This is a genomic window from Psychroflexus aurantiacus, from assembly GCF_010820555.1.
In the GTDB taxonomy this organism is placed as follows: Bacteria; Bacteroidota; Bacteroidia; order Flavobacteriales; family Flavobacteriaceae; genus Psychroflexus; species Psychroflexus aurantiacus.
The window spans coordinates 81,245-94,979 of the sequence record NZ_JAAIKD010000004.1 but is presented as its reverse complement, the minus strand read 5'-3'; the positions used below and the strand labels follow the sequence as shown (position 1 = coordinate 94,979).

The 13,735-nt window shown below is 40.1% G+C and carries 9 protein-coding genes; 5 read left to right on the top strand and 4 right to left on the bottom strand.

The genetic code is table 11. From position 1 onward, the window contains the following. Positions 1-124 precede the first annotated feature (124 nt). The 4 genes from G3567_RS07995 to G3567_RS07980 all read right to left on the bottom strand — a co-directional run bounded on the left by G3567_RS07995 (position 125) and on the right by G3567_RS07980 (position 3,307). Positions 125-1,414, bottom strand: a complete 1,290-nt coding sequence (locus tag G3567_RS07995) for a hypothetical protein (RefSeq protein ID WP_164004813.1) — start codon at positions 1,412-1,414, stop codon at positions 125-127. Further along, complete coding sequence (locus tag G3567_RS07990; RefSeq protein ID WP_164004812.1) at positions 1,386-1,934, bottom strand: hypothetical protein; 549 nt, start codon at positions 1,932-1,934, stop codon at positions 1,386-1,388. The genes G3567_RS07995 and G3567_RS07990 overlap by 29 nt, the downstream gene beginning before the upstream one ends. Positions 1,935-2,000: 66 nt before the next feature. Beyond that, entirely contained in the window at positions 2,001-2,579 is a 579-nt protein-coding gene (locus G3567_RS07985; RefSeq protein WP_317164167.1) for an RNA polymerase sigma factor, read from the bottom strand. Positions 2,580-2,758: 179 nt separating this feature from the next. Further along, positions 2,759-3,307: a type 1 glutamine amidotransferase domain-containing protein gene (locus G3567_RS07980; protein WP_164004811.1), complete on the bottom strand. Its 549-nt coding sequence runs from the start codon at positions 3,305-3,307 to the stop codon at positions 2,759-2,761. A gap of 323 nt (positions 3,308-3,630) precedes the next feature. On the opposite strand from G3567_RS07980, the gene G3567_RS07975 reads away from it, so the two are divergent. The 5 genes from G3567_RS07975 (at position 3,631) to G3567_RS07955 (ending at position 13,735) form a co-directional block, all read left to right on the top strand. Next, on the top strand, positions 3,631-4,272 hold the full coding sequence (locus G3567_RS07975) for an SDR family oxidoreductase (protein WP_164004810.1): 642 nt from the start codon (positions 3,631-3,633) through the stop codon (positions 4,270-4,272). A 344-nt stretch (positions 4,273-4,616) separates the two neighbouring features. Then, positions 4,617-4,895 carry a hypothetical protein gene (locus tag G3567_RS13470; RefSeq protein WP_235923524.1) on the top strand — a complete coding sequence of 93 codons (279 nt, stop codon included), beginning with the start codon at positions 4,617-4,619 and terminating at the stop codon, positions 4,893-4,895. Positions 4,896-4,966: 71 nt separating this feature from the next. Continuing rightward, positions 4,967-5,482, top strand: a complete 516-nt coding sequence (locus G3567_RS07965; RefSeq protein WP_164004809.1) for a DUF4468 domain-containing protein — start codon at positions 4,967-4,969, stop codon at positions 5,480-5,482. A gap of 298 nt (positions 5,483-5,780) precedes the next feature. Continuing rightward, positions 5,781-12,812: a PKD-like domain-containing protein gene (locus G3567_RS07960; protein ID WP_164004808.1), complete on the top strand. Its 7,032-nt coding sequence runs from the start codon at positions 5,781-5,783 to the stop codon at positions 12,810-12,812. Continuing rightward, entirely contained in the window at positions 12,809-13,735 is a 927-nt protein-coding gene (locus G3567_RS07955) for a PorP/SprF family type IX secretion system membrane protein (protein WP_164004807.1), read from the top strand. Before G3567_RS07960 ends, G3567_RS07955 begins: the two co-directional genes overlap by 4 nt.

Sequence of the window (13,735 nt, the reverse complement as noted above, 5' to 3'; positions counted from 1 at the left end):
ATCTATTTAAAATAAAAAGCTAGTAAGGAATATATTTTCAAATTGCATGAAACTGTAAATTTAGTTTTGACTTTGGACAAATTAGATTTAAGTAAAGCTTACTGTTTCCTTTATAAAAATGAATCTAATCTAAATTGACTGTGCTATAATTAGCAGATAAAGACAATATCTGAGCATCATTAGTCTGACCAGTAGTGGTGTAAATCACATCCTCAAAGCTTTTGGACATCTTCAGGTCTAGATCAGTATTCAGATTGAATTTGGAATTGGAAGATTTAGCATAGAATCTATAATCTATATTCTCAGGGAGTTTAAGACTGGCAGTCGATTTCTCTAACTGAATATCGATTAAAGAAAAGTCAGGGTCGATTGCATCTATGAATAATTTGCCATAAGAACCATTAATAAGACCCTGGTCTCTAAGGTGTTTTATGCTTAATTCAGACATTTTGGATTTCACATTAAGTTTATTCACATCTCCTAATTCAACCTTTTTGGAATACACAAGATTTAAACTTAACTGATCTGCAGAATCTATTCGCAAAGTTGAGTATTTCATGTTGATCTCTGAATTTTCTCCAGACAGGTCTTTCAGTTTAAAGTCTGAATACCTAAGGTGAGCGGTCAAGTCTTTCATGGCATCAGCCTCAAGCTTGGAATGGCGTAAGTCAACTTCAAACCTGGCCGACTTTGGAACTTTGATTTCTATAACTTTCCTTACAGCACTTTTAGAAATTGAATTTTCATAATCTTCTTTTAAGTCTTGAAATATATCCTGAGCTTCATCTCTAAAGGTTTTGACGTAAATTTTTAAAGAGTCTAAATCCGAACGGAAACCCTTCAGAGAGTCCTTCAGGAATTTATCTTTCCAGACCATCATTTCTTTTCTGAAATTATTCATTTCTTCTTTAAAGCTAGTGGAATTCAATTGTTGCTTAAGCTTTTCCAGGTAAGCTTTCCCTTCCTCCTTAAAGGCCAAGTAATCAAAGTCAAATTCCAAAGCTGGTCTTGGTGGCATTGGTGGTCTTGGAGGCCTTGGCGAACCTGCATTTGGCTTGGGGGGTTTAGGCGGCTTTGGAGATTGAATAAATGCAAAGTTTCTTACACCTGGATTGTTTGCAGATGAAACCTCTACCCTATTGCTGTTTCCAAGTACCTTGACTTCATGAACATCAAAAAGTTCACTGGCTTCTTTTTCGCTAAGCGTCTCACTGGATAAAGTGGTCTTCACTTCTATCTTATTTTTATTCCAGGTAGTCACCACGACTTGAGCATGAGACACATCCAGTGTAATAACCGGACTTTTATCCACATCGAAAGTTTCCAGGGTTTCGCGTTTACTTTGAGCCAGGCCCAGGAGTGGCAGTAAGAAAATAATCATTAATTTATAGCTGATAGGTTTGGTCTTTTTCATGATTAAGGGTTTTAAGTTCGTTTAATCTGAGTTTTAAATTTTGAAGCAATTCAAGTCTCAACTGAAGGTTTTCTATCATGGCCTGTATGATGAGTTGATTATAGCCATGGGTTTGTAAGTCTTTGCTTAATGTTTTGTAGTCCTTTTCAATTTTTTCTAATTCCTCTAAGTACGAAAAAGCGACTTCCTCGTAATTTCCATATTCCAGAGTCGCCAGTTCATAATTTATAGAGGCTTTAAAAAAGGTTTCCAGATTGCTTAACTCTGGTGATATGTCATTCAAATCCAGTGTTTCATCAGCAATTGAGCTGGTATTGGATTCTGGTGAAGCATTTGGAAACCAATAGGTAGAGATTAAAATTCCAAGGATAAGTATAGCTGCTATTCTTTGTAACCACAGACTTTGACTTGCTTTTCCAGCAGGTTCTGGCCCGAGTTTCCTTTGAAAACCTTCGAGATGACCTTCGGGCATTTTTAGTTGGTCCTCTGTGTAGTTAAAATCCTTACGCAAATCTTTCATCTGTATAATTTTAGTGTTTTAAAGCAATCCTATGCCTTCACCACGGGACACCCTGCTTGCTCGTGTTTAGCGGTTATGGCTCATTTCATAGCCTGTCCTTTTTAAGTTATCTTTCAACATGTTTTTACCTCTGTGAAGTTGAGTACGCGATGCATTGACAGAAACATCCAGAATTTCAGAAATCTCCTCGTGATCGTAACCTTCCATCAAATAAAGCTTGAGGACCACAGCATATTTTTCAGGCAATTCGTCAATTGCCCTTTTAATATGGCTTACTTCCAGATGTTCCTCTACGTCCCAGTTGTCATCGATTTCAACGCTTAAATTCGGAACCTGATCCAGACACAGATCAAATGTTCTCTTGCGGAGACAATCTATGCTTTGATGAATAACAATCTGTTTCAGCCAGACCCCAAAGCTTGAAGTACCATCGTATCTTCTTAAATTCGAAAAGGCTTTTATAAAAGCTTCCTGAGTTACATCTCGAGCCGTATCCATATCCTTTACATACCTGTAAGCTATGGTCAACATGGCATCGCAATAGGCATTGTAAAGCTTTAGCTGAGCTTTTCTGCTTCCTTTTAAACTTTCTTCTATTAGTTTGGTTGTAAACAAATTCAGTAGAGATAAATTAAATGGCTTCACTATAAATACGTTTGAAAATCTCTGGCGTTACAAAAAAGTGAAATAAAAATCTATGTTATAGCTAAAATACTGAAATCGAGTTTACTGAAATGCTAAGTCCATAATAGGTTTTTCAACATAAAAAAGCTGTTTGAATCCCTCAAACAGCTTTTGTGTAAAATCAAAATTTCAGACTCCGCTTAAGCGTGCTGTAAATCGTGTTTTCCTTCATGAATCTCTTCAATCATTTTCGCATTGAAGGCTGGTAAATCATCAGGTGTTCTAGAGGTTACTAAAGCTTCGTCAACCACGACTTCTTTATCAACCCAAAGAGCTCCCGCATTCTGTAAGTCTTTTTTGATGGATTGAAAAGAAGTCATGGTTCTGCCTTCGACAACTTCAGCCTCAATTAAAGTCCAGGCAGCATGACAAATGGCGCCGACAGGCTTGCTTTGCTTAAAGAAATCCCTTACAAATACCAGGGCATCTTCATTTCTCCTGAGCTGATCCGGATTCATGACGCCGCCTGGCAGTATCAAAGCATTGTAATCTTTTGCACTTACCTCTTGAACTGCAAAATCAACCTCTATTTCACCGGACCAGTCAGTTCCTTCCCAGCCTTTTATTTTTTCTTTTTTCAAGCTAACGATATCTACCCGGAAGCCTTCCTTTTCTAAAGCTTCTTTAGGTGAGAACAGTTCGCTTTTTTCAAATCCGTTGGTTGCTAATAGTGCTATTCTTTTTTCCATGATCTCATTTTTTGTGATTCTCTTTAATATAAGATTTATACAAAAAAACTCTGCTAAAGGCCTTATAAAAAAAGTCTTTTTCAAGTTAAAGCTTATTAATTTTCTTTAATTTCTTTTAATATACTGATGCAGAGTACCTAGATCTCCTTTATTCCCGACAAAACTTATAATCAAAGTCTCAAAGCTTTCATTTTGATTAAAAAAGAAATTATGGCGCTACCTATTAGTAGTATTTAACTTAATTCACCGAACATTTAATTTGATTTTAATCAAAATGGGGAATAAGTTAAATAACTTTGAAATGAATCCATAAAATTTAATCAATGCAACATATACTAGTCATAGGAGCCAATGGTAAAACCGGAAGAATTATTTCAAAAATCCTGAGAGATTCTTCAGATTTTAAACCCTACGCGATGATAAGAAAAGATGTTCAAAAACCTTTTTTTGAAAATCTAGGCATAGAAACAAGAATGGGAGATCTGGAAGAGGATTTTTCTGATGCTTTTAAAGGCATGGATAAAGTTATTTTTGCTGCTGGATCAGGAGGTGATACAAGTGATGAAAAAACACTTGAAGTCGACTATAAAGGAGCTAAAAAAGCTGTAGAACTTGCTGAAGCCCATAAACTTCAAAAGTTTGTGATGCTAAGCTCGATGGGCACTGATGCACCAAGCCGTGTAGAAGGTCTTGAGCACTATTTAAAATCCAAAAAAGCTGCGGATGATTTTCTACGGGAATCCAAGCTGGTATACACCATCGTACAGCCAGGCGGATTAACCGATGAAAAAGGGAACGAACGCGTTGAAATTACCAAACATTTAAATAAGCAGGGCCAAATTCCCAGAGAGGATGTTGCCAAAGCTCTGGTTTACGCCCTCGAACTCGAACGCACTAAAAATACTTCCTTTGAAATGATTTCCGGAGATAAGGATCTCAAAGGAGAAATGAAAAATTATAAGTAATCTCAATTCACCCGAAGTTTGAGCTTCGGGTTTTTAAATGAAAGAATTTTGGAACGAAAGATATGGCAGGGTTGTATAGTTATGGAATCAGGCCCAATTCTTTTTTTAAAACTGAATTGAATAAAATAGGCTAAAAAGCACTGTTTATTTCCGTTGGAGGCTGACTTCTATGCTGCTCAGTAAGGCTGGAACATAGAAGCTTTTAATTTTTCTGCAGCAGGATAAGAGAAAGCTCTGAGATTAAGCAAGACTAACAAAGCTCCATAAGCTATGAGATTAGCGAAGCTGAAAATTTTCAGTTTAAGGAAAACACTTATGACCTCGTTGTCTTGATTTATGCCCATTTGAATTCAGAACTCAGGAACCAGTTTCATCACAATGTTATTACATCTTTGAAACCCGGTGGAAAACCAATTTTAGAGGCTTTTCATCCTAAACAGCTAAAGGATAATTATAAATCGGGCGGTCCAAAAAATACGGATATGCTTTATGCTTTAAACCTGCTTAAAAAAGATTTTCAGAACTTAACAGATGGTCAGGGAAAAGAACTTGAGATTGATTTGAAAGAGGGGCAATTTCACAGTGATAAAGGATTTGTAACACGATTCACCGGCGTTAAATAAATAGCTTAATTTCATTAATAAGCGTTTTTTCAAGTTAATAATGTTAAATTGAATTTTAAAGAATATTATTTATGTCCAAAATTCACCTCTTAGCACTTTTAGTTTTAATCTCGATACATTCATTTAGCCAAAGTGAAGACTTGCCTCGCTTTGACTTAGAAAATTATGAGCTCCCTAAAGCAATTATAATTCAAACCGAAACTATTAACAAAGCAGAGCTTAAAGTAAATATTCAAAACTGGTTGGATGGTTATTACTCAGAATCTGAATTATTAAAATGCCAATATTCAGAAGACACCTTTTATATTACAGCACTGGCGCACCAACTTCTGGAAGTCAAAAATCTGACGACCGATTTAAAATACCAACTCAACATTTCTCTGAGAGATGGAAAGTATAAAATAGAAGTCACCTCGTTAAAGTATAAATACTATACCGAATACAGAACCATAGCAAACATAAGCCTTATACAGGATGAAGATATCAGAAGAGATTTAGAAAACAGCCGCTCCCAGATTTCCATTTTTCTCAACGAATTAAATCAAGCCCTGGTTAAATTCATTCTTAAGGACAGCGAAGACTGGTGAAAAATCACCTCCTAAGCTTCCTCTGCATATCCCAAAAGTCAAAGACAACTTTTAAATTTTTATTGCCTAACATTTGTCATCACTATTTAATAAAATAGTTTTAAGTGTTTAATTGTCAATTGCTTAGGTATTTCAGATTCATTTATTATCAATAAAATTGAAAATATTTATTTATTATTGCTGTAATATATTAATTATTGTCATTAGTATTGTAGTGTCTAACTTCTTCTTATTGTTTTAAGGTTTATAAAATACCCAATGAATTTTGCAGTAGAAGACTATGAGAAAATGACTGCTGATGAAAACAAAACTTTTATCCTCACTACTTATTGGATGTTTACTAATAATCGGTTTTGTATTAGTCAATCCTTCTAATAAGGTTAACAGCGCCACCGATGAAATCGCTTATACTAACACAAAAAGCAGAGAAGCCGATACAATCTCAAAGTCGACGAAGCGCGTAAATTCTTTTTTTGAGATTTTTACAGACCAGTCCAAGCTTGCTTTAGAAAGTTCTGATCTTACCATAAATAACAGTTTAGGCGGAGCAGGTGGCTACGCTATTATCGTTGAAAATGGAGTTAAAAGTTTTTTGAGGTGTTCTTCCAACTTAAGCAACAATGGAATTTTCGAGTTTGAAGATCCGAGCCAGTCCACTTATCCATCGGGAACAAACTATCTTCTAGACTGGGGTGATGGTACCACCAGTACACAGGTCGAAACTCACACCTATAGTTCTGGGGTCTATACACTTGCGTATTCGGTGATTTTCCCTGACGGCAGTGTGGATACTACAGAATTTAAAGTCTTTGTGGGCACAGAGCCTCCCTCGGTAAACGTTCAGCTTACCGGTAATGAAAACTGCCTGCCGGATCAATATGAATTTAGTGTAACTTCCACCAACAATACTCCTGGAACAACCTATACCATTACGATTAATGACGGTTCAGAACCTATAATATTAGAGTCTTCCGATTTCCCGCTTGGATCTTCATTTACTGAGACTTTTTTACACACGTTTTTAGACACTTCCTGTAATACAACCTCATTCATCAATGGCTCGAATTTTCCGAATTCATTTTCAGTTACTGTAACCGCGACCAATCCCTGTAATACAAGTGGAAATTTTGTCTCTACAGGCCCTATACGTGTTTCCGAACCAACACAGGCCGATTTTGAACTTCCGGCGGATATAGCCTGCGTGAATTCAACCGTCAATTTTAATGACATTTCTTTATCCGGCACCAATACGGCTCAGGATGGCTGTAACGGAGAATATGGAAGGTACTGGGAAATCAGCCCGGCTAGCGGATATACCTTAGATGGAGGAAGTCAGTTAGGGGATAACAATGGAAATACCGACTGGTTTTCCTGGACAGATGGTTCTGAAAATTTAGGGGTAATCTTTGATACTCCAGGATATTATGACATCACATTAGTAACGAGAAACAATTGTGGTGAAAGCAGGATTACCAAGGAAATATGCATCATCCCAGAAATTATTTCTGAGTTTACGCTAAGTCAGGATGAAGCCTGTTTTGAAGACAACCAAATTGTTTCCACCACAAATATTTCACAGGCAGAGGGCTGTGATATAGAACCGACATATGAATGGAAAGTTGAAGCAGAAAACAATGAGTGTCCGCCATTTGAGACCGACTGGGAATTTGCCAATGGAACAGGTCCGGAGGATTTTGAGCCTGAATTTCAGTTCAACGCTCCTGGAATTTACATTATACGCTTAGAGGTTTCTGTTCAAGACACGCCGGGAAATGGGAAAAAAGATAAATGTCAAAATGATGTTTATGAGAAAGTGATCATTATAAAAGATAAGCCCAAAGCTGAGTTAGAAGACCTGATTGTATGTCAAAATGAGCCATTTGAAATCAATCCAGTCGTTTACGATTGTTATACCACGTCAGGCACTTTTTATTCCTGGGATTTTTCTTCCTCGTCTTCGGCTTCCATTCCAAATTCTACAGATCCAAATCCTACAATTTCCTACGATACAACCGGGAATTATACATACGAATTAACCGTCACAAATGAATGCGGTTCAAACACCTATACTGGCAATATCGAAGTTTTAGTTCCCCCAGTGGTCCAGGCCGATGGCCCTGCAGAGGTTTGTGCTAACGGCAGTATACAGCTTAACGGAGACATTTCTGGAGGAACCGGAAATGGGGAATGGTCAGCCAGTATTGAAGGAGGAACATTTTCTCCAGATGCAGGCGCTTTAAATCCAATCTATAGTCCTCCAAACGGATACGCGGGGACTATCAGGTTTACGCTTAGCTCGGACAACTCCGGAACTTTATGTTCTGAGGTCAGCGATGATCACGAAGTCATTGTTCAGGCTGAACCAGTTGTAGATGCCGGGACCTATGCCCCAATTTGCTTAGATACTAGCATTTCGCTGGAGGCCAGCTTTGGTGGATCTGCCTCCGGCATAACTTGGTCTTCTTCAGCAGGAGGGACATTTTCGGATCCAACAAATCCAAATTCAGATTTTACGCCACCTGCTGGTTTTATTGGTACACTTACCCTCACTATAACCACCGATGATCCGGATGGGCCCTGCGAGGAAACTTCAGACTCTGTAGATGTTGAAGTTCTTCCAAACGGTGAAGTGAACTCACTTCCAAATTTAGAGTTTTGTGCTGCTGAAATGACGTCTGAAATTGTTTTCAGTACACCAAACACGTCGAACACAACCAATTTTGAATGGGAAATAGATACTAATATTGGTTTAACACCCATGACGGGTGAGGGAAACATACCAGGTTTCACCACTGAAAATCTTACTGAAAATCCTATAGTTGCGACTGTAAGCGTTACGCCATTCGTAAAATCCGGAAGTATAACCTGCCCGGGAACTCCTGAAACCTTTACAATTACAGTCAAGCCTACTCCTATTCTATCAGATGCTACGGTGGATCTGTGTCCTGGAGAGGAATTAAATTTCACCCCAGGTTCTACAGGAAATATTCTTCCCGCTGGCACGACCTATATATGGGACGAACCTGTCAGTACTCCGGCAGGGGCAATTACAGGAGGTTCTGCAGAAAGCACACCCCAGACCAGTATTTCTCAGCCGGTCGAGAATTCTACGGCGAATGCTGCAAGTCTGGTGTATACGGTTACACCGATTTTAGGGTCTTGTGAAGGAGAAACCTTTACCCTAACTGTTAATTTCCCCGAAGAGCCTGTTATCCAGGATATCACTCTGGACATCTGCAGTGGTGAAGCCTTTGCTGAAATTCCGGATGAAGATAGTTCCGGAAATCAGATCCCGGCAGGAACCCAATACACCTGGGAGACCCCAGTTATAAACCCCAGCGGAACCATAACAGGAGCTACTGCACAAGCCAGCCCGGTGAGCTCTATTGATCAGCTACTGGAAAACACTTCAAGCTCAGTTTCAACAGCCGTATATACTGTCACTCCTGTGGTGAATGGTTGCCAAGGTGATGCTTTTACACTTACTGTAACAGTAAATCCGGAACCGATTATAAGGGATTATGATGCCGTCATTTGCAGTGGGGAAACTTTTAGTCTAAGTCCTGAAGATATTTCACCTAACCGGGTTCCTGCAGGAACTCAATACACCTGGGGAGCTCCGCTCGTGTCTCAACCCGGAACAATCAGTGGAATTACAGAAGCTGCAAGCCCTCAGGATGAAATCGTTCAAAGCCTGACTAGCAGTAGTGATGAGGATGTGATTGTGACTTACGAAGTATTTCCTGAGTATGCCGCCTGCGAGGGTAATTCGTTTTTTATTGAAATCGTAGTCCAGCCAAAACCTTATGTAGAGCCTATTACCCAAAGCTATTGCACCGATGGAAGATTTACAATTCAGCCCTCTAATACTGGAAACAATAGTATTCCTGCATCAACGACCTATACCTGGACTGAACCCGTAAGCAATCCAGCCGGGGCTATTACTGGCGGAACTGCAGAAAGTACTCCACAAACTGAAATTAGTCAAAATGTAACAAACACCTCACAAAATACAGCTACTCTCACCTATACGGTAATCCCTCAGTCTGGAACTTGCCTTGGAGATGCGTTTACTGTTGAAATTATAGTGGAAAGTTCCGGACTTATTGAGGGAGAACCTGAAGCGTTTCAAAGCCTTTGCGAGGGTGGGCAGATCACCCCTTTAAGCATAATCCTGGAAGGTGGCAACTCTACTTCCTCGAGTTATCAATGGTACAGAAATACGACTTCAACCAATACGGGAGGAACACCTATAGCCGGAGCGACAAATTCCACCTACCTGCCGCCTGCTTTCGATACGCCCGGAACTTTTTATTTCTATGTGGTTGTCGATCCTGAAGGAAATCAGTGTGGTGATGTTGTAAGTGAGGTTTCTGTGGTAGAAGTTGTTGAAGATCCAACTATAACTGCCCAACAGCTGGATGATCAGGACCTGTGTTTAAATGCTCCTGCAGATGAAATGAATGTTGCGGTTTCTGGAGGAATTGGTCAGTATAATTATCAGTGGTATGTTAATGATACAGCAGATACGACCACAGGCAATGCTATTCCTAGCGAAATCGGCCCAAGCTTTACACCGCCCACAAATCAGGCTGGTACTTTGTATTACTATGTGGTTGTATCCCAAACTGCGTCGGGTTGTGAAACTACAAGTGAAAATGCAAGAATCAGGATTGAAGATCAGCCCTACATCAGCCAGCATCCCCAGTCTGAAGAACTCTGCCTGAATGCGACCCCGGATGTATTATCTGTAAATCTAAATTTTAGCATTGGAAATCCTACATACCAATGGTATGAAAACAATGAGAATAGTAGTACCGGAGGAACCCCTATTGCTGGTGAAAATCAGTCCACTTTTTTACCCCCAACAGATGTGGCCGGAGATCAATTTTATTATGTCACTATAAATTTTGATAGTTCAAAATGTGGTCCTGTTGTGTCAAACCCGGCCCAACTTAGCGTCGTTCCTTTTGCAGAATTAAATCCAATTAGTGATTTGGAAGTCTGTAATGGTGATGAAATAGCCGGTATTAATTTCTCAACGACAGAGCCTGGCATGGTGAGCAGTTATGCCTGGACTAATTCCAATACTAACATTGGTCTGGCAGCAGAGGGCTCTGGTTCAATCCCGACATTCACCGTTACAAACTCTACAGGAGAAACGCAAACCGCCGTAGTCACCGTCACTTCAGAAAGCAGCTTTTCAGGCGACCCTTGTGGTCAGAGCACCCAGCAATTCACCATAACGGTGGCTTCAGATTTGGAGGACAATGCAGTGATATCCGACTTCAGTGGAAACCAAACCAGCTGTTTTGATGCAAACGATGCAAGTATTCAAATAAGCCCTTCTGGAGGAATCCCCAGGTCGACTGAACAGCCGTATCTGTTTAACTGGACGGGTCCAGACGGGTTTAGTTCTAATCAGGAGGATATTTTCAATTTGAAACAGGGGACTTATAATCTCGAAATTACTGATGGTTTTGGTTGTGTCTATAAGTTCTCCTATGCCATTACAGCTCCTCAGGAGCTTGTGATTTCAGAAGATGCTGTACTTAACATTCAGTGTTACGGCGACTTTACCGGCAAAATTCTCACCTCCGCTTCGGGCGGTTCGGGCATGTATTCCTACGCCTGGCTCAAAGACGGGGTACTCATAGCTTCCACTCAGGATCTTGAGAACATTGGTGCTGGTTATTATACACTTATCGTCACAGATCAAAATAACTGTACTGCAATCGAAGACTTTCTGGTCACCGAGCCTGCTCCCATAGCTATTGAGGTCATAGAAAAAACAGCCCTGGTTTGTACCGACCAGATTTTTATTCCAAAAACTGCTGCTGCAACTGCTAAGGCAGTCTTTAACGGATTCATCACTATTGATGTTCAGGGAGGAACCCCACTTCAAACAGGTACAGGCGAATTCACCTACAGGTATGAATGGATGAATTCTGACAATCAAGTTATTTCTACAGAAAAAGATTTAACCGGTGTTGGTCCAGGGCTCTATAAAGTTAATGTCTACGATAATCTGGGTTGTCTGGTTTCTAAAGAGATAGAACTGGTTATGCCCGAGCCTATCGATATTAGCATCAATTCAAAAAATGAAACCTGTGCTTCAAGTGAAGACGGCAGCATTGCTTTGGATATTGAAGGAGGAACAGCACCCTATACCATTACATGGGATAATGGAATGACGGGTGAAACCCTTTCAAACCTGGCCCCGGGAACTTATACCGCTAATATTACGGACAAGTATAACTGTGAGGAAGTGGTAAGTGTTGAAATTGAAGGGGTTACTGCTTTAGTTATGGATTATACGTATGAAAACATCAGCTGTTATAGTGCTGCAAACGGATTTATAGGCGTAGAGATAGATGGAGGCCGAACCTTTGCCGGTGAATCTTACAATTACCAGTGGACAGGTCCAAATGGATTTACCAGTTCAGAACCCATTTTAAATGATCTCGATGCCGGGACTTATGCTCTGGTCGTTATGGATGCCAGCAATTGTGCCATCGATCTGGAAGTTGTCATTGAAGAACCCGCCCCGCTTGAAGTGAGTTACCAAACCACCCAGGCCAATTGTTTTGGGACAGACGATGGAACGATCAGCCTTTTTGTGGAAGGGGGAACTCCACCTTACACTTCAAATTTCGGAACTGGAGATTCTACCTTTCTTTTTGAAGGTCTGGAACCCGGGGTTTATGACATTGAAGTGATGGATGACAACGGGTGCATGGAAGTCTTAGAAATTGAGATTGAGCAAGATTACATCAATGACATCCCTCCTCCCACCGGGGAGACTTCCCAGGAGTTTTGTACTGAAGATCAACCCAGACTTAGCGATCTCAATGTTCAGGGCATGGATATCCAGTGGTATTTATCCCCAACCGATGACCAGGCCCTCCCCGACGATTACCTGATCACGGAAAGTGAGGTTTTTTATGCCAGAAATTATGATGTTGATTTGAATTGCCTCAGCAGTGAAAGCCTTAGCGTCGAGGTCAGCATTATTGAAGGGATTATCAGCGTCAATAATTTTATAACGATCAATGGAAATACGCTTAACGATAATCTGAATGTCGTAAACATTGAGTCCTTTCCTGAAAATGAGATGAAAATTTATAATCGCTACGGTAAGTTGGTCTGGGAAACTACGGGCTACAATAATACCGACAACACCTTCAAAGGAGCCTCGAATGTGGGAGGAACACTCAGTCAGACCCGTTTTTTACCCACAGGGACCTACTACTATATTTTAAATTATAACTCCCCATGCAGGAACAATACGAAGAAGGGTTTTGTGCAAATTGATAACAACGCGAAATGATGACATTTTTTAAAAACGTATCCATCATATTGATTTTTAGCCTTGTTTTTTTGGGGCAGGCACAATCCGATGTAAAATTATCCAATTTCGTTTTTGCCCCTTTAATCTATAACCCCGCCTATGCCGGAAGTTCTGACGGGTATTCCGTAACTGGCTTTTACACCTCTCAATGGGTTGGATTTGAGGGCGCCCCTGAGACTTTAATTCTTAGCGGACACGATAGAATAGGCCTTACCAATCTGGGAGCAGGATTTGATATCCTGAGTGATAAAATCGGCGCGAGCAAGGAAAACAGAGTCGTGGGGAACGTGGCTTACCACTTGAGGTTATCTCAAGACTGGCTGATGTCTGCAGGAGTAAAATTTGGTGTAAATAATTACGCCATAGATTATACCTTGCTATCCATCGAAGATCAAAGTGAATTTGGAAATCCTTTTGGCGATTTGTCCAGAACCAGTCTTATTTTTGGAACAGGCTTTTTCTTGCATCGTGAAAACTTTTTTGTTGGCTTATCTGTTCCTAATTTTCTGACGACATCCTATATAGATGACTTCAGGAATACCCTGGCTAATACAACGCCCAATTTTTATTTGAGTTCAGGTTACAGGTTCGAGCTGGAACGGGAGGTTTACCTTCAACCCACTATTATGGCTCGTTTTGCCAGCGGAGCGCCTTACAGCGCGCTGGTTTCCTTTAATCTAGACTGGAAAGATAAACTCTTTGCAAGTGCAAATTATGAACACAATGTGACTGCAGGAGCATTTATCGGTGTTCGTGTCATAGATCAAATCATGATTGGATACTCTTACGATACCTCTGTGACTACCTTTTCACGCTACAATGGCGGAATTCATTCCCTGATGATCAACTTCAGAGCAAAAGAACGCTTTAGGAGAGACCGCTGCGGATGCTTTACTTACTAA